This window comes from Streptomyces sp. NPDC107581, assembly GCF_055657175.1.
The window spans coordinates 23,392-48,412 of sequence record NZ_JBVKBH010000006.1; the positions used below are offsets into that span (position 1 = coordinate 23,392).

Below are 25,021 nucleotides of genomic sequence, written 5' to 3' on the forward strand. Positions count from 1 at the left end.
CCCGCCCGGCCTGGTACGCCGAACGAGTGACGCCCCGCCCCCGCAGCTGCGGGGAACGGGGCGCCGGCGTCAGACGGGGATCATGCGCCGATGGCGTGCAGACCGCCGTCGACGTGGACGATCTCGCCGGTGGTCTTCGGGAACCAGTCGCTCAGCAGGGCGACGACGCCCTTGCCGGCCGGCTCCGGGTCCTTGAGGTCCCACTCCAGCGGGGAGCGGTTGTCCCACACGGAGGCGAGCTCGCTGAAGCCCGGGATGGACTTGGCGGCCATGGAGCCGATCGGGCCCGCCGAGACCAGGTTGCAGCGGATGTTCTGCTTGCCCAGGTCGCGCGCCATGTAGCGGCTGGTGGCCTCCAGGGCGGCCTTGGCCGGGCCCATCCAGTCGTACTGCGGCCAGGCGAACGAGGCGTCGAAGGTGAGGCCGACGACCGAGCCGCCGTTCTGCATCAGCGGCAGGCAGGCCATGGTCAGCGACTTCAGGGAGAAGGCCGAGACGTGCATGGCCGTGGAGACCGACTCGAACGGCGTGTTGAGGAAGTTGCCGCCGAGCGCGTCCTGCGGGGCGAAGCCGATGGAGTGGACGATGCCGTCGAGGCCGCCCAGCTCCTCGCCGACGACGTCGGCCAGACGCGCGAGGTGCTCCTCGTTCGTGACGTCCAGCTCGATGACCTTGGTCGGCTTCGGCAGCTTCTTGGCGATGCGCTCGGTCAGCGTGGGCCGCGGGAACGCGGTCAGGATGATCTCGGCGCCCTGTTCCTGGGCCAGCTTGGCGACGTGGAAGGCGATGGAGGACTCCATCAGCACACCCGTGATCAGGATGCGCTTGCCCTCGAGGATTCCGCTCATGGTGATCAGTGACCCATTCCCAGTCCGCCGTCAACGGGGATGACGGCTCCAGTGATGTACGAGGCGTCGTCCGAGGCGAGGAACCGCACCGTCGCGGCGATCTCCTCCGGCTGCGCGTACCGGCCGAGCGGCACCTGCGACACGATGGTCTCGCGCTGCTGCTCGGTGAGCGCCTTGGTCATGTCGGTGTCGACGAAGCCGGGCGCGACGACGTTGAAGGTGATGTTGCGCGAGCCCAGCTCACGGGCGAGGGAGCGCGCGAAGCCCACGAGACCGGCCTTGGAGGCGGCGTAGTTCGCCTGGCCGGGGCCACCGTACAGTCCGACGACGGACGAGATGAGCACGACACGGCCCTTCTTGGCGCGCAGCATGCCGCGGTTGGCCCGCTTGACCACGCGGTAGGTGCCCGTGAGGTTGGTGTCGATGACCGAGGTGAAGTCCTCCTCGGACATGCGCATCAGGAGCTGGTCCTTGGTGATGCCGGCGTTGGCGACCAGGACCTCGACCGGTCCGTGCTCGGCCTCGATCTCCTTGTAGGCCTGCTCCACCTGCTCGGGGTCGGTGATGTCGCACTTGACGGCGAGGCAGCCCGCTTCGGTCAGGGCGGCCGGCGGCTCTCCCGAGCGGTATGTGATCGCGACCTTGTCGCCGGCGTCGGCGAATGCGCGGGCGATGGCGAGGCCGATGCCCCGGTTGCCTCCGGTGACGAGAACCGAGCGGCTCAACGGATCACCCTTTCGATAGCGGTCTGATGCGGTCCGACAACCCGCCCGGACACCTTGATGGCAGGCGGCTTCATCGAAAACCTATCGGTCGCGCCGCTTCCGTGGGCAAGCGGGCACCGACAGTGGCGCACGGCCGTCCCTGTCGGATCCCTACAGAAAGCACCCGCCGGGGGACCGAAACCTGTGGTCCGCCGGGCCACTCCCGCGACATGATCGGACCGACAGGCGACGACAGCAGGGAGACCTCCGTGCCTCATTCCATCGACGAAGCCTTCACAGCGCTTCCGCTCAGGGCCCTCGCGGACGCCGCGCTCGCACGCGCGCGTGCGCTCGGGGCAGCGCATGCGGACTTCCGGTTCGAGCGGGTGCGCAGCGCGTCCTGGCGGCTCAGGGACGCCAAGCCCGCGGGCTCGTCGGACGTCACCGACCTCGGGTACGCGGTCCGGGTCGTGCACGGCGGTACGTGGGGCTTCGCGTCCGGCGTGGACCTGACCCTGGACGCGGCGGCCAAGGTCGCCTCGCAGGCGGTGGCGATGGCGAAGCTCTCCGCGCAGGTGATCAAGGCCGCCGGGTCGGACGAGCGGGTGGAGCTGGCCGGTGAGCCGGTGCACGCCGAGAAGACGTGGATCTCGTCGTACGAGATCGACCCCTTCTCGGTGCCCGACGAGGAGAAAAGCGCGCTGCTGGCGGAGTGGAGCGCGCGGCTGCTGGCGGCGGACTGCGTGAACCACGTGGACGCCTCGCTGCTCACCGTGCACGAGAACAAGTTCTACGCGGACACCGCGGGCACCGTGACCACACAGCAGCGGGTGCGGCTGCATCCGCAGCTGACGGCCGTGTCGGTGGACGAGTCGAGCGGCGAGTTCGACTCGATGCGGACCATCGCGCCGCCCGTCGGGCGCGGCTGGGAGTACCTGACCGGCACCGGCTGGGACTGGGACGACGAGCTGGCGCGGATCCCGGAGCTGCTGGCCGAGAAGATGCGCGCGCCGAGCGTGGAGCCGGGCCTGTACGACCTGGTGGTCGACCCGTCCAACCTGTGGCTGACCATCCACGAGTCCATCGGGCACGCCACCGAGCTGGACCGCGCCCTCGGCTACGAGGCCGCCTACGCCGGCACCTCCTTCGCCACCTTCGACCAGCTGGGCAAGCTGAAGTACGGCTCGGAGCTGATGAACGTCACCGGCGACCGCACCGCCGAGCACGGCCTCGCGACCGTCGGGTACGACGACGAGGGCGTCCAGGCGCAGTCCTGGGACCTGGTGAAGGACGGCACGCTCGTCGGCTACCAGCTGGACCGCAGGATCGCGAAGCTGACCGGGTTCGACCGGTCCAACGGGTGCGCGTTCGCCGACTCCCCCGGTCATGTGCCGGTGCAGCGCATGGCCAATGTGTCCCTGCAGCCGGATCCTGCCGGGCTGGCCACCGAGGACCTGATCGGGGGCGTCGACCGGGGCATCTACGTCGTCGGCGACCGGTCCTGGTCGATCGACATGCAGCGGTACAACTTCCAGTTCACCGGGCAGCGCTTCTTCAGGATCGAGAACGGGCGGATCACCGGGCAGCTGAAGGACGTCGCCTACCAGGCCACGACCACCGACTTCTGGGGCTCGATGGCGGCCGTGGGCGGTCCGGGGACCTATGTCCTGGGCGGTGCCTTCAACTGCGGCAAGGCCCAGCCGGGCCAGGTCGCCGCCGTGTCCCACGGATGCCCCTCCGCCCTCTTCAAGGGCGTCAACATTCTGAACACCACCCAGGAGGCCGGTCGATGAGCGCGCCCAGCAGCAAGGCGAACAAGCCGCACGAGGTCGTCGAGCAGGCGCTCGCGCTGTCCCGCGCGGACGGCTGCGTCGTCATCGCCGAGGAGGAGTCGACCGCCAATCTGCGCTGGGCGGGCAACGCCCTCACCACCAACGGTGTCACCCGCGGCCGTACCCTCACGGTGATCGCGACCGTGGACGGCAAGGAGGGCACGGCCTCCGGGGTCGTGTCGCGGTCGGCGGTGACGGCCGAGGAGCTGGAGCCGCTGGTGCGGGCCGCCGAGGCCGCCGCGCACGGGGCCGGGCCCGCCGAGGACGCCCAGCCGCTGGTCAGCGGCGTCCCTCAGGCGCCGGACTTCACGGACGCGCCCGCCGAGACCTCCTCGGCCGTCTTCGCGGACTTCGCCCCGGCGCTCGGCGAGGCCTTCGCACGCGCGCGTGCCGGCGGCCGTGAGCTGTACGGCTTCGCCAACCACGAAATGGTGTCGACGTACCTGGGCACGTCCACGGGCCTGCGACTGCGGCACGACCAGCCCACCGGCACGCTGGAGCTGAACGCCAAGTCCCCGGACCGCACACGCTCGGCGTGGGCGGGCCGCTCCACGCGGGACTTCAAGGACGTCGATCCGGGTGCCCTGGACGCCGAACTGGCCGTTCGGCTCGGCTGGGCCGAGCGGCGCGTGGAGCTGCCCGCCGGCCGGTACGAGACGCTGCTGCCGCCGACCGCGGTGGCCGACCTGCTGATCTACCAGCTGTGGTCGGCCTCGGGGCGGGACGCGGTCGAGGGCCGGACGGTGTTCTCCAAGCCGCGCGGCGGCACCCGCGTCGGCGAGACGCTGGCCGAGCTGCCCCTGACGCTGCGCAGCGACCCGAACGAGCCGGGCCTGGAGTGCGCGCCCTTCGTGGTCGCCCACTCCTCCGGCGGCGACCAGTCCGTGTTCGACAACGGGCTGCCGGTGCACGCCACCGAGTGGGTGGGCGAGGGCGAGCTGAAGCACCTCACCACCACCCGGCACAGTGCGGACCTGACCGGGCTGCCCGTCGCCCCGGCGGGCGGGAACCTGATCCTGGACGGCGGGCAGGACCGCTCCCTGGAGGAGATGGTCGCGGCCACCGGGCGCGGGCTGCTGCTGACCTGCCTGTGGTACATCCGCGAGGTCGACCCGGCGACGCTGCTGCTCACCGGCCTGACCCGGGACGGCGTGTACCTCGTGGAGAACGGCGAGGTGACCGGACAGGTGAACAACTTCCGGTTCAACGAGTCGCCGGTGGACCTGCTGGGCCGGGCCTCCGAGGCCGGGCGTACGGAGAAGACGCTGCCGCGCGAGTGGAGCGACTGGTTCACCCGGGCCGCGATGCCCGCGCTGCGGATCCCCGATTTCAACATGAGCTCTGTCAGCCAGGGCGTATAACCTCGTAGTCGGCTGTCACCCGACTGCCCGAAGACCACCGAGGAGACACGAGAACCGTGACGGACATCGTCGACGAGCTGAAGTGGCGCGGGCTGTTCGCCCTGTCCACCGACGAGGACGCTTTGCGCAAGGCGCTCGCGGACGGTCCCGTCACGTTCTATTGCGGTTTCGACCCGACGGCGCCGTCCCTGCACGTGGGGCATCTGGTCCAGGTGCTCACCGTGCGCCGGCTCCAGCAGGCCGGGCACCGGCCGCTGGCGCTGGTCGGCGGCGCGACGGGCCTGATCGGTGACCCGCGCCCGACCGCCGAGCGCACGCTGAACGACCCGGAGACGGTGGCCGGCTGGGTGGGCAGGCTGCGCGCCCAGATCGAGCCGTTCCTGTCCTTCGAGGGCGAGAACGCGGCGGTCATGGTGAACAACCTCGACTGGACCGCGAACCTCTCCGCGATCGAGTTCCTGCGGGACATCGGCAAGCACTTCCGCGTCAACAAGATGCTGACGAAGGACTCCGTGGCCCGTCGCCTGGAGTCCGACCAGGGCATCAGCTACACGGAGTTCAGCTACCAGATCCTGCAGGGCATGGACTTCCTGCAGCTGTACCGGCGGTACGGCTGCACGCTCCAGCAGGGCGGCAGCGACCAGTGGGGCAACCTCACGGCCGGTCTCGACCTGATTCACCGGCTGGAGCCGGACGCCGAGGCGCACGCCCTGGCGACCCCGCTGATGACCAAGGCGGACGGCACCAAGTTCGGCAAGACCGAGGGCGGCGCCGTCTGGCTCGACCCGGAGATGACGACGCCGTACGCGTTCTACCAGTTCTGGCTGAACGTGGACGACCGGGACATCTCGAAGTACATGCGGATCCTGTCCTTCAAGTCCCGCGAGGAGCTGGAGGAGCTGGAGAAGCAGACCGAGGAGCGGCCGCAGGCCCGTGCCGCGCAGCGGGCGCTCGCCGAGGAGCTGACGACGCTGGTGCACGGCGCCGGCCAGACGGCCGCCGTGATCGCCGCGTCCAAGGCCCTGTTCGGCCAGGGCGAGCTGGCGGAGCTGGACGAGCGGACGCTGGCCGCGGCGCTGTCCGAGGTGCCGCACATCCAGGTCGCCGAGCTGGGCCCGGTGGTCGACCTGTTCGCTGAGGTCGGTCTGGTGGCCAGCAAGTCCGCGGCGCGGCGGACCGTGAAGGAGGGCGGGGCCTACGTGAACAACGCGAAGGTCACCGCGGAGGACGCGGTGCCTTCCAAGGAGGACCTGCTGCAGGGGCGGTGGCTGGTGCTTCGGCGCGGGAAGAAGAATCTCGCCGCCGTGGAGGTCGTCTCTGCGTAGTGCGCGTTGCCGCGTGGTGCTCGTCTCTGCGTAGCGCTCGTTTTCGCGTAGCGCCGTGGGGCGCGGGGTGTGTGCGGGCAGGCTGTGGGTTGTGCCATGGTCGGTCTCGCGCCGTTCCCCGCGCCCCTTTGGTGTGCTCCGGCTCAGACTCGTTGTTTCTTCTTGCCAAGCGTCGCCATGTAGAGCATGTCCACCGCGAAGACGATGATGATCGCGGCGATGAGCTGGAAGGCATGGCGGCTCCAGTCGATGCCGCGCGTCTCCCCGACGCCGAGGGCGCGGGCGATGGCATTGCCCGCGATGGCGCCCAGGATGCCGCAGATGGTCGTCAGCCACAGGGGGCTGTGCTGCTTGCCCGGGATGACGGCCTTCGCGATCAGGCCCAGCACGAAGCCCACGATGATCGCCCACAACCAGCCCATGGCTGCCTCCTCGTACGGCTCGACATGAGCCACACGGCAAGTCTGGGTCCGTCCGCCGTACGGCGCATGTCGGGTTCCCCCGTACGCGTCAGGGCCGATGGCGTTCGCGCAGGCAGGGGGGCGACCCGGTCTCGTGGGCGGCGAGGCGGCGGCGTACCGTAAGAGGGGTTCCGGTCCGGTTCGCCGGATGCGGGCGACCAAGGTGCGGGCCGGGGAGAGTCCGATGCGGGCGGATGGTGGAATGTGATGCGGAAGCAGCGCGGCGGCGTCGAGGTGTTCCGGATCACCGGCGCCCGGACGGGACTGGCCGAGGACGTACGGGGCCGGCAGCGGCGGTACGTCATCTCGATGACGATCCGCACCGCCTCGGTGATCCTCGCGGCCACGCTGTGGAACGTCGAGCGGTACGTCGCCGTCGTGGCGCTGGTGCTCGGTGCGCTCCTCCCCTATGTCGCCGTGGTGATCGCGAACGCGGGCCGGGAGCGGCCGCCCTCCCTTCCCTCGACCTTTGTCATCGCACCGACGCGGCCGATGATCGCGCCGCCGCGGACCGAGGAAGAGGCCGCGCAGGCGGAATCGGTTGCGGAGGATGTGCCACCGGATCCGACGGCGAGAACGCAAGGTGAGCGACCCAACGGGGCCTGACCACCGCGGACGCGAAAAGGCCGGTCGACGGCCGGGCGTCAAGCTCAAGAAAAGCTCAGATCAATCATGCAGTTCCAGTGCCGGGCGACGGGCCACCCGTGACATACTGCGTACGCGCTCCGCATCCCCCGTCGGAGCGACGGACCGACGCCGGGCAGCTCCCCCCGTGGCTGCTCGGCGTCGCCTTGTTTGCACCCGTTTTTGTGAGACGAACCTGTGAGTGAGACGCCCATCTGTTCCGCCAAGGGTTGCCGCGCCGATGCCGTGTGGGTACTGGCGTGGAACAACCCGAAGATCCACACTCCGGAGCGGCGCAAGACATGGCTGGCCTGTGAGGAACACCGCGAGCATCTCTCGCAGTTCCTCGGGGTCCGGGGGTTCCTGAAGGACGTCGTGCTGCTGACGGAGTGGGAGGACTCAGCCGCCGATCGCTGACATCGGGCGGTCCGGCTGCACGAACGACGGGTCGTCCAGACCCGCTCCCGCCTTCTTGCCCCACATCGCCAGGCGCCAGATGCGGGCGATCTCCTCGTCGGGGGCCCCGGAGCGCAGGGCTGCCCGGAGGTCGGTCTCCTCCGTGGCGAACAGGCAGGTTCGTATCTGGCCGTCGGCAGTGAGGCGGGTGCGGTCGCAGGCCGCGCAGAACGGGCGGGTGACCGAGGCGATCACGCCGACCCGCTGCGGGCCGCCGTTCACCAGCCAGCGCTCCGCCGGCGCAGAGCCGCGCTCGTCCGCGCCCTCGGGGGTGAGGTCGAAGCGGGTGCGCAGGGAGGCCAGGATGTCCCCGGCGGTGACCATGCCCTCGCGCTTCCAGCCGTGCTGGGCGTCGAGGGGCATCTGCTCGATGAAGCGCAGTTCGTACTCGTGCTCCAGCGCCCAGGCCAGCAGGTCGGGGGCCTCGTCGTCGTTCAGTCCCGGCATCAGGACGGTGTTGACCTTGACCGGGGTGAGGCCCGCCTCGCGGGCGGCGGAAAGGCCCTCGATGACGTCCTTGTGACGGTCACGGCGGGTGAGGGTCTTGAAGACCTCGGGGCGGAGGGTGTCCAGGGAGACATTGACCCGGTCCAGGCCCGCCGCCTTCAGGGCGGCCGCGGTGCGCTTGAGGCCGATGCCGTTGGTCGTGAGGGAGGTCCGGGGGCGGGGGGCCAGGGCTGCGACGCGCTCGACGATGCCGACCAGACCGGGGCGCAGCAGGGGCTCGCCGCCGGTGAAGCGGACCTCCTCGATGCCGAGCAGGCGCACCGCGATGTCGATCAGACGGACGATCTCGTCGTCGGTGAGCAGGTCGGGCTTGGCCAGCCACTGCAGGCCCTCCTCGGGCATGCAGTACGTACAGCGCAGATTGCACCGATCGGTCAGCGAGACCCTCAGGTCGGTGGCCACTCGGCCGTAGGTGTCGATGAGCACGTGGGCCCCCTCCCTCGATCCGGAGCACATGTCTTCTGTTGTCTGCGAGCCTACGTGAGGCCGGTGACAACGACAGCAACCCGATCCCACGAGGTATGACGCGGCCGCGTCGTAGGACCGTACGATCCTGAACGACGCGGCCGTCCGTACGAATCTCAGTGCGCTCCCGTCCCGGTCAGGGACCGCACCTCCAGCTCGGCGTACTTGCCGGCGTCCGGGGCCTCCTTGGAGAGCAGGGTGCCCACGGCGCCCAGGAGGAAGCCGACCGGGATCGAGATGATGCCCGGGTTCTCCAGCGGGAACCAGTGGAAGTCGACGTCGGGGAACATCGAGGTCGGCTTGCCGGACACCACCGGCGAGAACAGCACCAGGCCGACCGCGGTGACCAGGCCTCCGTAGATCGACCACAGGGCGCCCGCGGTGGTGAACCGCTTCCAGAACAGGCTGTAGAGGATGGTCGGCAGGTTGGCGGAGGCGGCGACCGCGAAGGCGAGGGCGACGAGCCCGGCCACGTTCAGGTCGCGGGACAGGGCGCCGAGGACGATCGAGACGGCGCCGATGCCGACGGTCGCGTAGCGGGCCGCGTTGATCTCCTGCTTCTCGGTGGCCTGCCCCTTCTTGATGACGTTGGCGTAGATGTCGTGGGCGAAGGAGGAGGACGAGGCCAGGGTCAGGCCCGCGACGACCGCGAGGATCGTGGCGAAGGCGACCGCGGAGATCGTGGCCAGCAGGACCGCGCCCCAGTTGGAGTCCACTCCGCCCAGGTGCAGGGCGAGCAGGGGTGCGGCGGTGTTGCCCGCCTTGTTGGAAGCGATGATCTCGTCCGGTTTGATCAGCGCGGCCGCGCCGAAGCCGAGGGCGAGGGTCATCAGGTAGAAGGCGCCGATCAGGCCGATCGCCCAGATCACGGACTTGCGGGCGGCCTTGGCCGTCGGGACCGTGTAGAAGCGGATCAGGATGTGCGGCAGGCCGGCGGTGCCGAGGACCAGGGCGATGCCGAGCGAGATGAAGTCCAGCTTGGTGGTGCCGGTGGCGCCGTACTTCAGGCCGGGCTCCAGGAACGCCGAGCCCTTTCCGCTGTTGTCGGCGGCCTTGCCGAGCAGGTCCGAGATGTTGAAGTGGAACTTCAGCAGCACCAGGAAGGTGAGCAGCAGGGCACCGATGATCAACAGCACCGCCTTGACCATCTGGACCCAGGTGGTGCCCTTCATGCCGCCGATGGTGACGTAGACGATCATCAGCAGGCCGACCAGGGCGACGATGCCGATCTTGCCGCCGTCGCTGGTGATGCCCAGCAGCAGCGACACGAGCACGCCCGCGCCGGCCATCTGGGCGAGCAGGTAGAAGATCGACACGACGATGGTGGAGGTGCCGGCGGCCGTGCGGACGGGCCGCTGGCGCATCCGGTAGGCCAGCACGTCGCCCATGGTGTAGCGGCCGGAGTTGCGCAGCGGCTCCGCGACCAGGAGCAGGGCGACGAGCCAGGCGACCAGGAAGCCGATGGAGTAGAGGAAGCCGTCGTAGCCGAAGAGGGCGATGGCGCCGGCGATACCGAGGAAGGACGCGGCGGACATGTAGTCGCCGGAGACGGCGAGGCCGTTCTGGAAGCCGGTGAACTGGCGTCCGCCGGCGTAGAAGTCGGCGGCGTCCTTGGTCTGCCGGCCCGCCCAGACGGTGATGACGAGGGTCGCGACGACGAACACCGCGAACAGGGTGACGATCAGTGTCCGGTGCTGACTGGCCTCGCCGGCGGCGAGCAGGGTGTGCTGTGCGGGGCTCATGCTCCGCCCTCCATCCGGGACTTGATGGCCTCGGCCCTGGGGTCGAGCTTGGCGGCGGCGTGCCGTGCGTACCACCAGGCGATGAGGAACGTGGTGAGGAACTGGGCGAGGCCCAGGACGAGGGCCACGTTGACGTTGCCGGCCACCTTGGTGCCCATGAAGTCGTCCGCGTAGCTGGAGAGCAGGACGTACAGCAGGTACCAGGCGATGAAGGCGACCGTCAGGGGAAAGGCGAAGTTGCGGTGGGCGCGGCGCAGTTCACCGAACTCCGCGCTCTGCTGCACCTCGGTGAACTCCTCGGTGGAGGGGAGGTGGGCCTGGGGTTTCGCCGGCGGCGGTGTCTCGGTAGCCACGGAGTCTCCTCGCGTTGCGGGCTTGCGCTTTCGGACCTCACAGGGACGGAGATCACGTTACCGGGTGTCACTGGCCGACTCCTCGTAGTGATGCTCCCGGGGGCACGATCCTGCTGGGCCCTCCGTCCACGGTCACGGCGCCACGCGCGGAGCGGTTCAAGTCCACCGGGCTCTTTCGGAGATCAGCCCGTGGGGATAGCTTCGCCCTGCACCACTCGTCATGTACCTGCCCGAGCGCCATCCGTGTCTCGGGCACTTCTGTATCCGGATGATGTGGAGATCCCATGGTTCATCTGCGCTCCAGACGCCGGCTCGCGCTCGCCGTGCCGCTCGCGCTGTCGCTGACCGCCTCGCTCGGCTTCCTGCCGGCGGCGGCCTCGGCCGCGACCCCGGCACCCACGGCGGCGCGGGCGGCCGACGGCCCCGCCCTCGCGTATGTGGTCAACACCCGGACGGACCACCGCACGATCGAGTCGGTACGGCAGGCGATCACCCGCAACGGCGGCACCGTCGTGGCGAGTTACGCCCGGATCGGCGTGATCGTCGCGCACTCCGCGAACCCGGACTTCGGCCCGCTGATGCGCGCGGTGCACGGGGTGCAGTCGGCGGGTGCCACGCGCACCGCGGCGCTGAGCGCGGCGGGGACGACGGACGAGGGCGCGGTACAGGTCCTGTCGAAGGCGGAGGCCGCGAAGATCGCCAAGGGGGCGACGGCGGGCGAGGAGCCCCTGGAGGCCGACCAGTGGGATCTGCGGGCGATCGGCGCCGACAAGGCCGCGGCGATCGATCCGGGCAGCAGGAACGTGACCGTCGGGGTGATCGACACCGGTGTCGACGACACCCACCCGGACATCGCCCCGAACTTCTCCGCGTCACAGTCCGCGAACTGTGTGAGCGGCAAGGCGGACACGACGTACGGCGCCTGGCGGCCGGTGGACGCCGACCACTACCACGGCACGCATGTGGCGGGCGAGATAGCCGCGGCCCGCAACGGCATCGGCGTGGCGGGCGTGGCCCCCGGGGTGAAGGTCGCGAGCATCACCGTGGCCCAGCCGGACGCGACCTCGCTGTTCTACCCGGAGAGCGTGGTCTGCGCCTTCGTGTTCGCCGCCGACCACGGCATCGAGATCACCAACAACAGCTACTACGTTGATCCATGGCTGTACAACTGCATGGACGACCCCGATCAACGTGCCATCGTTGACGCGGTCAACCGGGCCCAGCTGTATGCACAGCGCAAGGGCACGCTCAATGTGGCCTCGGCCGGCAACTCCAACGACGACCTCGACGCGGATGCGGTCGTGGACGCCTCCAGCCCCGACGACTCCACGGCCACACCCCGGACCGTCGACCCGCACGAGTGCTTCGACGTACCGACCCAGCTGCCCGGTGTGGTCACCGTGAGCGCGGTGGGCGTCACGGGCGCCAAGTCCTACTACTCCAGCTACGGCCAGGGCGTGGTCGACGTGGCGGGGCCGGGCGGTGACAAGTACCAGATCCCGGACACACCGTCGAAGAACGGCCGCATCCTGTCCACGCTCCCGAACGACCAGTACGGCTTCCTCCAGGGCACGTCGATGGCCTCCCCGCACGTGGCCGCCGTGGCCGCGCTGCTGAAGTCGGCCCACCCGCACGCCACCCCCGACCGGCTGAGGGCCCTCCTGAAGGCCCAGGCGGACAACCCGGGCTGCCCGACGGCCCCCTACGACGGGGACGGCGACGGGGTCGTCGACGCGACCTGCGTCGGCGGCAAGCACGTCAACGGCTTCTACGGCTCCGGGGTCGTCGACGCGCTGCGCGCGGTCCGCTAGCCGCCCCGGGCACGACGTCCCGCACGACACGCCCGCATCACGGACGAACTGGAGAGACAGACACATGACAGCGCCCCAGCCGCGCCTGCGCCGTGCCCTGGTGATCCCGGTCGGGATGGCCATGGCCACGACCCTCGCGTTCCTGCCCGATGTCACGGCGTCCGCGGCGGACGTCTCGACGGCCACGGTCGCGGGCGACGCGGCCTCGCTCAGCTACGTCGTCAACGTCCGCCCGGGGCACGGGGTTCCGACCCGCGTGCAGAAGGCCATCGCCGACGCCGGCGGGTCGGTGGTGATCGCCTACGACCGGATCGGGGTGATCGTCGTGCACTCCGCGAACCCCGACTTCGCCCGGAAGATCCGCACGGTGCGCGGGGTCGACTCGGCCGGTGCCACGCGCACCGCACCGCTGCCCGCCCAGTCGACCACCGACGTCGGCACCCCGAAGGTGCTCGGCGCCGCGGAGATGGCCGCGGCGGGCGCGAGGGCGGCCGACGGGCAGGACCCGCTGGAGCCGCTCCAGTGGGACCTGCCGGCCGTCAAGGCGGACAAGGCACACGAGAAGACCCTGAGCAGCCCGGAGGTGACGGTCGCCGTCATCGACACGGGCGTCGACGACACCCATCCGGACATCGCACCCAACTTCGACCGTGACGCGTCCGCCGACTGCGTCTCGGGCAGGCCGGACACGACGGACGGCGCCTGGCGGCCGAGCGCGTCGGAGAGCCCGCACGGCACGCACGTGGCGGGCGAGATCGCGGCCGCAAAGAACGGCGTGGGCGTGACGGGTGTGGCACCGGGGGTCAAGGTGGCGGGGATCAAGGTCGCCAACCCGAGCGGGTCCTTCTACACGGAGGCCGTGGTCTGCGGCTTCATGTGGGCGGCAGACCACCACGTCGACGTGACCAACAACAGCTATTACACCGACCCCTGGTACTTCAACTGCACCACCGACCCGGACCAGAAGGCGCTCGTCGACGCCATCACCCGGGCCTCGCGGTACGCCGAGAAGAAGGGCACGGTCAACGTCGCGGCGGCGGGCAACGAGAGTTACGACCTCGCGTCCGGCTCGATCACCGATCCGGTCTCGCCGAACGACGGCACCCCGTCGGACCGGGTGATCGACCCGCACCGGTGCTACGACATACCGACCCAGCTGCCGGGCGTGGTGACCGTGGCGGCGACCGGGGCGAAGGGCCTGAAGTCGTCGTTCTCCAACTACGGGCTCGGCGTGATCGACATCGCTGCTCCCGGCGGCGACTCGACGGCCTACCAGCAGCCGCAGCCCCCGGCGACCAGCGGTCTGATCCTGGGCCCGCTGCCGGGCGGCAAGTGGGGCTACATGGCCGGCACGTCGATGGCGACACCGCATGTCGTCGGCGTTGCCGCATTGATCAAGTCAACCCATCCGCACGCCTCCGCCGCCCTGGTGAAGGCCCTCCTGTACGCCGAGGCCGACGCCACGCCCTGCACGGACCCGTACGACATCAATGAGGACGGCAAGGTCGACGCGGTGTGCGAGGGGTCGAAGAACCACAACGGCTTCTACGGCTGGGGCACGGCGGACGCGCTGGCTGCGGTGACCAAGTAGCCGGGGACGACCGGACGAGTGGAGACACCCTTCGGTCCTCTCTATAGATTGATTCAATCAATACTGCATAGTGCAGTCATGACTGAAATCAAGTTCGCGTGGTCGGCCCTGGGCGGTGACCCCGCCCTGACCGAACGGGTCACCGCCGTGGTGCGGGAGGGTGCGCTGCCGGCGCGCCTTCCCGTACAGCGGCTGGCGCGCGCGTGTGTCGGCGCGTGCGCGCTGGCCGCGGCCGAGCTGGCGGCGCGACGGGCCGGGCTCGCCGAGGTGCCGCGGGCCCTGGTGGACGACGGCGCGGTCGCCGCCGCCTTCCACAGTGAGCGCCTCCTGCAGATCGACGGACGGGCACCGGTCACCTTCGCGCCGCTGTCCCGGTTCTGGCGGACGGCCGACGGCTGGGTGCGCACGCACGCCAACTACCCGCACCACCGGGCGCGGTTGTTCGGCGCGCTGGGCCTGCGGGAGGGCGCCCCCGTGGAGGAGGTGGCCGCACGGCTCGCCGAACGGTCCGCCCTGGAGGCGGAGGAGGCGGTCCAGGGCGCCGGCGGCCTCGCCGTGGCCCTGCGCACCCCGCAGGAGTGGGCGGCCCACGAGCAGGCCGTCGAGGTGGCCGCACGCCCGCTGGTCGAGCGCGGGCGCCTGGACTCCGCGCACGCGCGCGTGCTCACCCCGCTCGCTCCCGGCGCCGCTCCCCTGCTGCCCGCCGCCGGGCTCCGCGTCCTCGATCTGACCCGGGTCCTCGCCGGCCCGGTCGCCACCCGCACCCTCGCGCTGCTCGGCGCGGACGTGCTGCGCGTGGACGCCCCGCAGCTGCCCGAACTCGCCGACCAGCACGCCGACACGGGCTTCGGGAAGCGGTCGGCGACCCTCGACCTCGGCAGCGGCACCGGCCGGGACACCTTCGAGGAGCTGCTGGCCTCGGCGGACGTCGTGGTCACCGGCTACCGTCCCGGCGCCCTGGACCGGTTCGGGCTCTCCCCCGGGGCGCTGGCCGAGCGGCGGTCCGGTCTGGTCGTGGCACAGGTGTCGGCGTGGGGCGCCTACGGACCCTGGGGCGGGCGGCGCGGCTTCGACAGCCTGGTGCAGGCCGCGACCGGCATCGCGGTGACCGAGGGCTCGGCCGGACAGCCCGGCGCGCTGCCCGCGCAGGCCCTGGACCACGGCACCGGCCATCTGCTGGCGGCGGCCGTGCTGCGGGCGCTGACCGAGCAGTCGTACGACGGCGGCGGCCGGCTCGTCCGGCTGGCGCTCGCCCGGACCGCGCACTGGCTGACGGACGGGATGCCGGCGGACCGGGCCGGGAACGCCGCCGCGTACGAGGGCCCGGACGCCTGGCTGGCCGAGACGGACGGCCCGCTCGGGCGGCTGCGGCACGCCCGGCCGCCGGTGTCCTTCACGGGTGGTCCCGCCGGCTGGGCACGGCCGCCGGTGCCGTGGGGCTCGGACCCGGCCCGCTGGGCATGAGCGGGCGGGCGGCCGGAAACGTACGGATGGGCGGAATGCCGTAGCCCCAGTTGTTTTCCGGGACTTGCCCGGTTCTGCGACGGCTGGCGAAGATCACGGGGTGACCTTGACACGACCGAGTGCCGATGCCGCCGACCCGGACGGACCGGCCCGCCGGCCCGGCACCGGCAGGGCCGCCGCCGTCCTGGTCCTGGCGGCCCTGGCCGCCCTGATCCCGCTGCTCGGGCCGTCCGCCGCGCTGCACGGCACCGGGGAGGCCGCCGCTCCCGGCGTGGGAGGCATCGCGCTGCTGCGCGGGGTGCTGTTCGCCGCGCTGTGCGTCCCGCTGGGCGAGCTGTTCGTGCTCCGGCTCGCCCGGCGTCTGCCCGGCGCCCCGCCCGAACGGCCGCGCAGCTGGGCGGCGTTCGCGAACTTCGCCGGGTTCGCCGCCGCACTGGCGCTCGCCTCGGTGGTCGCCGCCGGCAATCTGGTCCCGCACGGCCTCGGCCAGATCGACGTCGGCGGACTGTACGACTCCCGTGACGGCAGGCTGGCCCTGCTGGAGGTCAACGCCTTCCTGACGGCGGCGCTGTGCGCGCTCTCGCGCCGCCCGGCGGCCCAGGTGTGGCCGCTGGCCGCGGTGGTGGTCGCGGAGGCGCTGCGCGCGCATCCCACGGCCGAGCAGAGTGCGCCGGCCGGCTCGGGTCTGACGCTGGTGCATCTGAGCTGCGCGGCGCTGTGGGCGGGCGGGCTGCTGCACACTCTGCGGACCCTGCGCCGGTGGCACGGGGACGCGGCGGGGGCAGCGCTGCTCGGGCTCTACGCGCGCGTGGCGGCCGTTCTGCTCGCGGTCCTCGGCGCGACGGGCGTGTGCAGTGCGCTGCGGCGGATGCCGGCGGCCACGATCCTGGACCAGCTGACGGCGACGGCGTACGGACGCACCCTGCTGGCCAAGGTGGTGCTGGTCGCCGCCGTCGCCGCGCTCGCCCTGTGGGCACGGATCCGGCTGCGCCGGGCGGCCGACCCTCTGACCGCGTACGCCCCCGCCCGGGCCGAGGTGATCGCCCTGGGCGCGGTGGTCGCGGTCTCGGGTCTCCTCACGGCGCTGCCGCTGCCGATCCGCTGGTCCTAGCCGGTCAGTGGTCGTTGGTGACGAGCACCTTGAGGGCGGTGCGCTCGTCCATCGCCTTGTAGCCGTCCGGCACCTCCTCGATGCCGACGGTCATGTCGAACACGGGCGAGGGGTCGATCGTGCCGTCGAGGACGTCGGGCAGCAGCTCGGGGATGTAGGCGCGGACCGGTGCGACGCCGCCGCGCAGGGCGATGTTCCGGTCGAACATGACGCCGAGGTCCAGGCCGGTGCCGCTGCCGTGGGGCACGCCCACGAAGCCGATCGCACCGCCGTCTCGGGTGATGTTCACGGCCGTCCGCATGGACTGCTCGGTGCCGACCGCCTCGACGACTGCGTGCGCGCCCTGTCCGCGGGTGAGTTCACGGACGGCCTCGACGGCCGCGTCCCCGCGCTCGGCGACCACGTCGGTGGCGCCGAAACGGCGCGCGATGTCGGTGCGGACCTCGTGCCGGCCGAGCGCGATGATCCGCTCGGCGCCCAGCCGCTTGGCGGCCAGTACGGCGCACAGGCCGACCGCGCCGTCACCGACCACGGCGACGGTGGCACCGGGGCGGGCGCCCGCGCCGAGGGCCGCGTGGTGGCCGGTGCCGAGGACGTCGGAGAGCGTCAGCAGGGCGGACAGCAGGTGGTCGTCGGAGGCCGCGTCCTTGGGCAGCTGGACGAGGGTGCCGTCGGCGAACGGGATGCGCACGGCCTCGCCCTGGCCGCCGTCGTAGCCGACGGAACCCCAGAAGCCGCCGTGCTCGCAGGACGTCGTCAGGCCCTCGCGGCAGTAGTCGCAGACGCCGTCGGACCACATGAAGGGCGCGACCACCAGGTCACCACGCCGGACGGTGCTCACCTCGGAGCCGGTGTCCTCCACGACGCCGAGGAACTCGTGCCCGATGCGCTGCCCCGGCTGCCGGGCCGCCTCGCCCCGGTACGCCCACAGGTCGCTGCCGCAGATGCAGGCGCGCAGCACCCGCACCACGGCGTCGGTGGGCAGCTGCACCACGGGCTCGGGCACGTTCTCCACGCGCATGTCGTACGGAGCGTGGATGGTGGTGGCGCGCATGGCGAGGATCCCTCTCGTGCGAGGTGTCGTGGGGTGCGCCCATGGGGTGGTAGAGCGCACTTCACGGTACGCCGTCGCCACCGCGGTCCGCTCGCCGAGGGTGCCCCGGACCAGCACATTCGACCCGTCGGCCCCGCTCAGCGGGGTCGGCTCGGCGGATTCGGCCCGGCGCGTTCAGCCCGGCGCGTTCAGCCCGGCGCGTTCAGCCCGGCAGGTTCGGTCCAGCGGATCCGTTCTGCGCGGCGGATCCGTTCTGCGCGGCGGATCCGTTCTGCGCGGCGGATCCGTTCTGCGCGGCGGATCCGTTCTGCGCGGCGGATCCGTTCTGCGCGGCGGCCGGGCTATACGCCGGCCGCCCCCAGCAGGCTCCCCGCCGCGTAGGTGACCCCCATGGCGAGCGCGCCGCCCGCCATGTTGCGGAGCACCGCTCGCTTCGGGTCGGCCGCTCCCAGCCGGGCGCTGCTCCACCCGGTGAGGACGAGCGCGGCCAGCACGGACACCACGGTGACCGGGACCCGCCAGGCGGCCGGGGGCAGCACGATGGCCAGCAGGGGCAGCAGCGCGCCCGCCGTGAAGGCCAGGAAACTCGCCCAGGCCGCGTGCCAGGGCTCGGTCAGCTCGTCCGGGTCGATGCCCAGCTCCACGCGCGCGTGCGCCTTCAGCGCGTCCCGCGCGGTGAGCTGCTCGGCGGCCTCCCGGGCCACGTCCGAGGACAGGCCGCGTGCGCGCAGCAGCTCGGTGAGTTCCGCCAGTTCGGCCTGCGGCTCCTCCCTCAGTTCCCGTTTCTCCACGGCCAGCGCGGCCATCTCGGAGTCGCGCTGGGTGGAGACGGACACGTACTCCCCCGCCGCCATGGACATCGACCCGGCGAGCAGCCCGGCCAGGCCCGCGGTGAGCAGGGCGGCCCGGTCCTGGGTCGCACCGGCCACGCCGACGACGAGTCCCGCGGTGGAGACGATGCCGTCGTTCGCACCGAGCACGGCCGCGCGCAGCCAGTTCAGCCGGGAGCCGAGCGCGCCGCCGTGTGCCTCGTCGTGGGTCGGTTCCGTCACACTCGGAATATGACACCCCCGGCATACGGATCGGCGCTCCGACTCGTCAGCAACGGGCCGCCGGCGTCACGGACCGGACCTCTCGAGCCGGGACGCTGATCAGTCCCTTCCCCGTGGCCGGTCGGATGGTCACCGCCCGGGAGTCGCTGAGGACGAACTCTCCGCACCGCACTCCCCAGTCGGTGTTCACCACGACCCAGGCCCCGCCCTTCATGGGCTCTGTGGATTCCGCCACCGGTACGAGCCAGGAGACGGCGATGGCCGCGACGATCGCACAGAGCCCTGCGACGGACAGCCGCCTCGCCTGCACCAGTGCCGTCTGGGTCCGCTCCACTTCGTCCAGGACCGCCGACATCAGCCGGTCACCGCTGAGCCAGGTCTGGCGCCCGAGCTGTCCGTGCGCCGCCCGCACCGCGCCCAGGGCGCCGGCGAGCAGCAGCAAAAAGGCCGCGACCAGCAGCAGGGCAGTGGTCCAGCGCCAGCCGTGGGGCATGCCCGCCACGCTCTCCCGGCCCTTGAGTACGAAGACCACACCGACCAAGCCCGTCAGACCGGTCAGCCCGTTTCGCCAGCCCTCCGCCTGCCGTCGTACGGCGCCCAGTTGGTCCTGCTGGATCTGCTGGCCGAGCTGGGCGAACCGCTTCTTCGCGAGGTCGGTCACGCGGCCGGGCCTCCTTGTCCGTCCGGCACGGGGACGTCCCAGAACGCACCGCAGCCGGTGTCCGGCGACTCCGCCGGCCGCTCCGGGTGCGGATAGCCGCACTCGCAGTAGACGGGGATCGCCCCGGTGAGCGGGGCCGGTGTACGGTTCCCGCGCCTGCCCAGCTTGGTGGGTCCGAGCACGCCGTAGGAGACGCGGAAGACGGTCGTGGCCCTGCAGGTGGGGCAAGGTCCGGTCGCCGTGTACCACCGGCCGTCGGCGGAGCGGATGACGGCGAAGGTGTCTCCGTCCCGTACCCCGGTCTCGTGTTCGTGGAAGGGCGTCGCTTCATGCATGGACACGGGGCTCCTCAGCCGGTCACGGGCGGCATGTAGTACTCGGGCGCCGGCAGGGGCGCCGGCTCGGCGGGACAGGCTTCCGGCACCGTCAGGCCGAACAACGTGGCGTACAGCCGGAGTCTCGCGTGGACCCAGCTCGTCGGCTGCTCGAGTTCACGCGCAGTTACGGCGATGCGCTCCGCCCGCACCTCACCGGTCAGCGCCGGGGCGCTGCCCGTGTATTGCTCGGTCAGGAGGATCAGGTCCTGCCAGATGGGAACGGCGCCGAAGTCAGGCCGGTTTACGGCAAGTTCGAGACCGAGGGGGCGGTACAGGGCGAGGCGGTCCCAGGTGAGGTCGACGGGCCAGCCGAAGCGCGCCGCGACGCGGAGGAGTTCGAGCGGGCCGGCGGGGCCTTCGCCGACGAGGTCGGGCTGGAAGAGGACGGCGTCGTAGGAGGTGACCCGGTGGTCACGCCAGTGGCCGGGATCATCCGATGTCCGGGGCTCGGTCCACCGAGCCCCCAAGGAGGCGTAGCGGCTCAGGATGACCAGGCTCTCTCCCAGTGTGTGGTCCCCGCCATAGGCGTGCCGGGTGAGCGCGAGCAGGGTCGGCGAAGCCCAGCCGACGGATTCCCGGTCCACCGCGATGCAGGCCGTGACGTCTGCCGTGCTGGGAGAAGCTCGAGCAACCGCCGGCTCGAGGTCCGGACCGATGGCGGAGACGTCGAGCCCCACGAGGGGTCCCACTTCTATCAGGCGGGCACGAGCCTTTCCCAGAGGCAGCCCCACACCCGCGGCGGTCACGAAGAGGTACCGCTCGTCGACCTGGCTGCGGAGCACTCTGAACGCCCGGCCGATGTCCAACGATCGAAGGGCGTATCCGGCCCTGCGCTGCGCGATCGCGACGAGTCGCCAGTCCTCCGGGGACAGCGCGCGCCAGCGCTCGGCAAGCAGCGGTGCCGCCTCGTCCACCAGCCCCAGTCCGGCCAGCACACCCAGCCGTTCGATCACCTTCTGCGTGATTGCCTCCGCACCACGCACTGCGTCCGCCGTTGCAATGAGGGAAGCCGTGCGCTCGCCTCGGTCGGTCCCGTCGAAGATCATCCGCGTACCGGGGCGGGCATCCAGTAACTCGCTGTCCAGACGAGTGAACGTCCGGTCGGCGATGGCGGAGTAGTCGGGGAGCCGCACCTCCCAGTACTCGAGTGTGCCCCGGTGGCGCCGAACGACCTCCCCGACCGACAGCGCCATGATCCCAGAGGCCTGGGCCAGCTGCTGACGGGTGAGGGACTTGGGCCATGTGCCGACTCGGGTGAGCCCGAAACAGGCCTTCAGATCATCCATCTCGTCGGGGTCCTCGAACGACGCGTCCAGTCCGGAGCCCTTCTCCCCGGCGGTCGGCGGATCCTCGTCGATCAGCTCCTCCGGTATGCGGATCGACGACAGCCCGAGCCATCTGTAGCGGTCGAGCGCGTCCGCGTACCGCTGCGCAGTCGATCTCGTCATTCGGCCTAACGGTCTGTCGTGCCGGAATCGGGGATGCCACTCCAGGAACAGCAGGTCCCCGCGCGAGACCACGGCATCCCGATGGACGTCCGGGAGGGCGTCCGGGACCGGGACCGGGAACCCGGCCGCCGCCAGCCTCCGTGCCCGTCCCAGCGCCTCGGCGAGCGGCAGTTGCTGCTCCGCGCTGAACATCCGCAACGTCGAGACGACGGTCTGGGCAGAGCCTTCGATCAGCCGGGCCAGCAGGCCCGGCTGATCGCCGTCGCTGCCGAGGATGCGCAGGTCCACCGGATCGAGTGCCATCCTGTGCACGGCTTCGAGATCACCGCAGCCGGGCAGGGGCAGGCCGGTGATGGCATAGCGGCGCAGCCGCCGGAACACCTCTCCCAGAGTGAGCCCCTCACTTCCGGACGGGACGACGGCAGCGTCGGTCAACGCCCGCGCCACCTCATACCCTCCACGGTCGATACGTGCTTCCCACGGCTGGGGAGCGGGGTAGCCCGAGAGGTCCTCGGGCACCGGCAGCAATGACGCGTCCTTCCGGAGAGGAAAGTCCTGGGACCGGAGCACGCCGACCCGCCATGCGTCGATGGCGGTCCGTACATCACGTCCCAATCGTCGCGAAATATCCAAGGTGGACGGGTTCTTGGAACGCAGGACGACCAGGTGGGCGTCCCAGGGAACGCAGCCGACCCGCCGAAACTCGACGACGTTGGTACGGTTCCAGCCGAGCCGAGTGGTGATCCGGGCATCATCGGCCAGCAGCCGCTCCACCATTCCGGTCACGGCCGTCGGATGCGCCTTGGCCACAGCCCACAGCCATTCCAGTGTGAGCCATGGCGGCGGGGTGAAGTCCGCGCCAGCCGACTCGATCAGTCCATCGGTCCAGGGCCGGTCGAAGGACAGGATCTCGTTGCGGTTGGTACTGATGTCGGGTGCGTGGGTCTCGCGCAGGTCGAGCACGACTCCGAAGGGCGCTGCATCGGTGCCGTGCCACCTGAGGTCCGTGTCCGGGCGGTCACCGTACCTCTCGGCATCCTCCAGCCAGACACGCGCAACCCGGCCAGATCCTGTGTCTGCGTCCACCCGAACGCCGTCCGCCAGCAGGCATCCCTCGCCTTCCACCCACCACATGTCCGGCCCCGCCGCCACCGGCCGGCGGTGATCGCCGAAGTAGTACAGCTCCTTGGGCTCCCACTCCCGCACCCCCTTCTCCGCCTCCTCCACCCGCATCGCGAAATCGGAGCGCCACACCACCTTGCCCAACTCACCGGCGATGTCGACCCCGTCGTCGCCCTGCAGGTACAGCCGTACCCGGGTCCCCGCCCCCGGCTGTGCCTCCTCGCTCTTGCGGATGCGGAACAGGCTTCCGCTGGAGGCGATGTCGACGCGCAGGCCGTCGTCCGGCTCGGCCCTGCCGTACTCGTCCGTCGCCCGGGTCCAGATGCTGATCTCGTCGGCGAGCATGAAGTAGCTGAAGACGCCGATACCGAAACGGCTGTTGGGGTAGATCCGCAAGCCAGGGTCGGCCCGGAGCCAGCGGGCTTGCTCCCGGCGGTAGGCCCGGGACTGTTCGAAGCGGCGCCCTGCCCGGGAGAAGGTGCCGCGCAGCGTCTCATGGCCCATGCCGACGCCGTTGTCCTCACACTCTATGTAAGGGCGTCCGCCGTCGTCGGTGCCGTACCGGAAGACGATCTCGCCGGTCCATGTGTTAGCGATTCCCTGGGCCGCTGTGCCGTAGCGGAGGCGGGCCTGGCGGTATCGGCACGCGTCGAGGGCGTTCTGGTACAGCTCTCGCAGGCAGAGCGCGCGGTCGCCGTACAGACGGGTGCCCATGAGAAGTTCGCGCATCTCGTCCTCGGCGAGGCTGAAACGCATCAGGGGCATGCCGTAGGCCCGTCCCTTGGTCGGGGGGTCGTACTGGGGTCGCAGCTTGCGGCAGGTGACCCGGACCGGCAGGTGGGCGAGGAGGTCGGTGGGCTGGGCCGGGGCAAGTTGCTTGCGGACGGTCTGCACGGCCTCGTCGGTCCAGCCGGTCAGCGTCTCCAGGGCTGCGTGGACCGCCGGATGCGGACAGTCGAGGGCCAGGTCGAGGACTTTGTTCAGGCGGTCCCGGACCCAGCGCAGGCGTCGTACGCTCTGCACGGCCTCCGCCGGGACCAGCCCGTCGGTGATGCCGATGTTGTCGACCAGGACTCCGGGCAGCAGGCGCAGATCGCCGCCGAGCATGCCCGCCACGCCGATCAGCCAGGACAGTTCGCGCGGGCGCCAGCGTTCCGCGGTGCCGTCCGGAAGTTCGAGTTCGTCCAGGCTCCAGCGGGTGTCGATCGGTTCGCGCTCACCCTCGTACTGCGGAGTGGGCGCCACCGCGGTCTGGCCGCAGACGCGGACCAGTTCGTCCGTCAGCTCGCCGATGCGGGATGCCGGCGCGTCACCGCCCGCCATCGCCTTGGCCAGCGGGGCGAGCAGTTGTGGCGCGTAGGTGTCCCACAGCTCCTCCTTGGCGCTGACGTGGCGGCGCAGCAGCCAGGCGGCCACCGCGGTGGCGTCCTCGCGCCGGCCGCGGCCGGCCAGTTCACGTCCCTTGCGCCACAGCAGCGCGTGCGCGGCGAAGGTGTGCTCCAGAGCGACCCGTTCGGGGAGGCGGGCTGCGCCCCCGGTGGCGGGTTCCAGCAGGAGGGGATCCGCTGCGGCCACTTCCTTGACGCCCATGGCCAGAACGGCCTCCCGTACGAAGGGAGCGGCGGCCACGGCCGCGAACTCCCCGGCGTCGAGCAGCGGTCCGCCCTGGGTCTGGGAGGGCGCGAGCAGCAGGCGCAGCCCCTTCTTGAGGACCCGCACCGGATAGTCGTCGTCGGCCCAGGGATCGGATGCCCCGGCGTCGACGCTCCCGCACCACTTCGCACACACCGAGGTCAGCTCGACCAGGGCAGAGCGCAGCGTGGCGCAGCGGTCCTCGTCGCAGGTGACCGCAGCCCACAGTTCCGCGTCCCGGACGGCCAGCGTCCACTCCTCCTGGAGGGTCCGCCCGGCGCACAGCGCCACCTGCTCGATCGCACCGGGTCCGCTGGGCGCGTAGTGCGAGGTGGGCGTCTGCGACTCGCGCGCCTGCCGGGCGAGCTCGGTGGTACGACGGACGGTGTGGGCGATGACCTCGGCCACCGTGCGCGGCGAGCTGTCGGCGTGCAGGGCTTCCGCGAGGGCTCGGGAGAAGTGGCTGCCCTGTGCCTCGTCCGAACCGCAGGTCTGGCCCGGGCCACAGCCGAACAGGACCGCGATCCGGTCCTGGCCGGCTGGGAAGTTGGTCGCGGGGCCGCCACAGGACGCGGTGCCGGTCTCGTCCCGGCATGCATCGACGGTGATCAGGACCGTACCGGCGCGCGATCCCCGCAGCAGTTTGGCGAGATCGAGTCCGATCAGGCTGTCGACGTCCACCTGGGGTGGTGTGGTGGCCCAGGTCAACTGAGCGTCCGCCGGGACGAGATAATCGGCACCGCCGATCGACAGACCGTGTCCGGTGAAGTGGATGAGGACCGTACCGTCCTCGGGTGCAGTCGCGCACACCCGGCTGATGGCGCTGCGGATCCGTGGGCCCTGGGCCGGCACCTCCGCGGTGTCCCCGATGAGTTCGACGCTGTATCCGGAGGAGGTCAGAGCGGCGGACATCAGCTCGACGTCGTGTCCGACCGTATCCGTCAAGTCGCCGAACTCATCAGCGAGTTCGTACTTCGGCACGGCGATGATCAGTGCCTGTCGACTCTCCCCCACGTCCAG

Annotated in this window: 20 protein-coding genes; 9 read left to right on the forward strand and 11 right to left on the reverse strand. The window is 71.2% G+C overall.

From position 1 onward, the window contains the following. Positions 1-80: 80 nt before the first annotated feature. Complete coding sequence (gene fabI / locus ACZ7P3_RS16325; RefSeq protein ID WP_472082064.1) at positions 81-848, reverse strand: enoyl-ACP reductase FabI; 768 nt, start codon at positions 846-848, stop codon at positions 81-83. A 5-nt stretch (positions 849-853) separates the two neighbouring features. Beyond that, positions 854-1,573, reverse strand: coding sequence for a 3-oxoacyl-[acyl-carrier-protein] reductase (fabG, locus tag ACZ7P3_RS16330; protein ID WP_472082066.1), 720 nt, complete (start codon positions 1,571-1,573; stop codon positions 854-856). A gap of 209 nt (positions 1,574-1,782) precedes the next feature. Between fabG and ACZ7P3_RS16335 the strand changes: the two genes are divergently transcribed. Genes ACZ7P3_RS16335 through tyrS form a run of 3 tightly spaced genes read left to right on the forward strand, consistent with a single transcriptional unit; the run spans position 1,783 to position 6,070 of the window. Further along, on the forward strand, positions 1,783-3,345 hold the full coding sequence (locus tag ACZ7P3_RS16335) for a TldD/PmbA family protein (RefSeq protein ID WP_472082068.1): 1,563 nt from the start codon (positions 1,783-1,785) through the stop codon (positions 3,343-3,345). Beyond that, entirely contained in the window at positions 3,342-4,745 is a 1,404-nt protein-coding gene (locus ACZ7P3_RS16340) for a metallopeptidase TldD-related protein (protein ID WP_472082070.1), read from the forward strand. The genes ACZ7P3_RS16335 and ACZ7P3_RS16340 overlap by 4 nt, the downstream gene beginning before the upstream one ends. A 56-nt stretch (positions 4,746-4,801) precedes the next feature. Further along, the gene (tyrS, locus tag ACZ7P3_RS16345; RefSeq protein WP_472082072.1) at positions 4,802-6,070 is read left to right on the forward strand and encodes a tyrosine--tRNA ligase; all 1,269 of its coding nucleotides are present in this window, start codon (positions 4,802-4,804) and stop codon (positions 6,068-6,070) included. Positions 6,071-6,213: 143 nt separating this feature from the next. Here the strand turns inward: tyrS and ACZ7P3_RS16350 are convergent, their stop codons facing one another. Beyond that, on the reverse strand, positions 6,214-6,492 hold the full coding sequence (locus ACZ7P3_RS16350) for a GlsB/YeaQ/YmgE family stress response membrane protein (RefSeq protein ID WP_472082961.1): 279 nt from the start codon (positions 6,490-6,492) through the stop codon (positions 6,214-6,216). 246 nt (positions 6,493-6,738) lie between these two features. Here ACZ7P3_RS16350 and ACZ7P3_RS16355 point away from each other — a divergent pair, with 246 nt between their 5' ends. Together ACZ7P3_RS16355 and ACZ7P3_RS16360 are read left to right on the forward strand one after the other, a co-directional pair. Further along, positions 6,739-7,137, forward strand: a complete 399-nt coding sequence (locus tag ACZ7P3_RS16355) for a DUF3099 domain-containing protein (RefSeq protein ID WP_472082074.1) — start codon at positions 6,739-6,741, stop codon at positions 7,135-7,137. Positions 7,138-7,353: 216 nt separating this feature from the next. Next, positions 7,354-7,572, forward strand: a complete 219-nt coding sequence (locus ACZ7P3_RS16360; protein WP_472082076.1) for a hypothetical protein — start codon at positions 7,354-7,356, stop codon at positions 7,570-7,572. Here the strand turns inward: ACZ7P3_RS16360 and moaA are convergent. The 3 genes from moaA to ACZ7P3_RS16375 all read right to left on the reverse strand — a co-directional run bounded on the left by moaA (position 7,555) and on the right by ACZ7P3_RS16375 (position 10,678). Further along, complete coding sequence (moaA, locus tag ACZ7P3_RS16365) at positions 7,555-8,544, reverse strand: GTP 3',8-cyclase MoaA (protein WP_472082078.1); 990 nt, start codon at positions 8,542-8,544, stop codon at positions 7,555-7,557. The genes ACZ7P3_RS16360 and moaA overlap by 18 nt on opposite strands. A 155-nt stretch (positions 8,545-8,699) precedes the next feature. Then, entirely contained in the window at positions 8,700-10,325 is a 1,626-nt protein-coding gene (locus tag ACZ7P3_RS16370) for a solute symporter family protein (protein ID WP_472082080.1), read from the reverse strand. Further along, on the reverse strand, positions 10,322-10,678 hold the full coding sequence (locus ACZ7P3_RS16375; protein ID WP_472082082.1) for a DUF485 domain-containing protein: 357 nt from the start codon (positions 10,676-10,678) through the stop codon (positions 10,322-10,324). The genes ACZ7P3_RS16370 and ACZ7P3_RS16375 overlap by 4 nt, the downstream gene beginning before the upstream one ends. Positions 10,679-10,962: 284 nt before the next feature. Here ACZ7P3_RS16375 and ACZ7P3_RS16380 point away from each other — a divergent pair, with 284 nt between their 5' ends. From ACZ7P3_RS16380 to ACZ7P3_RS16395, 4 genes are all read left to right on the forward strand, one after another. Continuing rightward, on the forward strand, positions 10,963-12,489 hold the full coding sequence (locus ACZ7P3_RS16380; protein WP_472082084.1) for a S8 family peptidase: 1,527 nt from the start codon (positions 10,963-10,965) through the stop codon (positions 12,487-12,489). Between the two features lie 64 nt (positions 12,490-12,553). Beyond that, the gene (locus tag ACZ7P3_RS16385; RefSeq protein WP_472082086.1) at positions 12,554-14,080 is read left to right on the forward strand and encodes a S8 family serine peptidase; all 1,527 of its coding nucleotides are present in this window, start codon (positions 12,554-12,556) and stop codon (positions 14,078-14,080) included. 78 nt (positions 14,081-14,158) lie between these two features. Further along, positions 14,159-15,544, forward strand: coding sequence for a CoA transferase (locus ACZ7P3_RS16390; RefSeq protein WP_472082088.1), 1,386 nt, complete (start codon positions 14,159-14,161; stop codon positions 15,542-15,544). Positions 15,545-15,644: 100 nt separating this feature from the next. Beyond that, positions 15,645-16,655: a CopD family protein gene (locus ACZ7P3_RS16395; RefSeq protein ID WP_472082090.1), complete on the forward strand. Its 1,011-nt coding sequence runs from the start codon at positions 15,645-15,647 to the stop codon at positions 16,653-16,655. Positions 16,656-16,659: 4 nt separating this feature from the next. Here the strand turns inward: ACZ7P3_RS16395 and ACZ7P3_RS16400 are convergent, their stop codons facing one another. From ACZ7P3_RS16400 to ACZ7P3_RS16420, 5 genes are all read right to left on the reverse strand, one after another. Beyond that, positions 16,660-17,709, reverse strand: coding sequence for a zinc-dependent alcohol dehydrogenase family protein (locus ACZ7P3_RS16400; RefSeq protein ID WP_472082092.1), 1,050 nt, complete (start codon positions 17,707-17,709; stop codon positions 16,660-16,662). A gap of 341 nt (positions 17,710-18,050) precedes the next feature. Beyond that, positions 18,051-18,761, reverse strand: coding sequence for a VIT1/CCC1 transporter family protein (locus ACZ7P3_RS16405; RefSeq protein WP_472082094.1), 711 nt, complete (start codon positions 18,759-18,761; stop codon positions 18,051-18,053). 46 nt (positions 18,762-18,807) lie between these two features. Then, entirely contained in the window at positions 18,808-19,422 is a 615-nt protein-coding gene (locus ACZ7P3_RS16410; protein ID WP_472082096.1) for a hypothetical protein, read from the reverse strand. Next, positions 19,419-19,757, reverse strand: a complete 339-nt coding sequence (locus ACZ7P3_RS16415; protein WP_472082098.1) for a hypothetical protein — start codon at positions 19,755-19,757, stop codon at positions 19,419-19,421. The genes ACZ7P3_RS16410 and ACZ7P3_RS16415 overlap by 4 nt, the downstream gene beginning before the upstream one ends. 14 nt (positions 19,758-19,771) lie before the next feature. After that, entirely contained in the window at positions 19,772-25,015 is a 5,244-nt protein-coding gene (locus tag ACZ7P3_RS16420; protein ID WP_472082100.1) for an HD domain-containing protein, read from the reverse strand. Between the last annotated feature and the right edge of the window lie 6 nt (positions 25,016-25,021).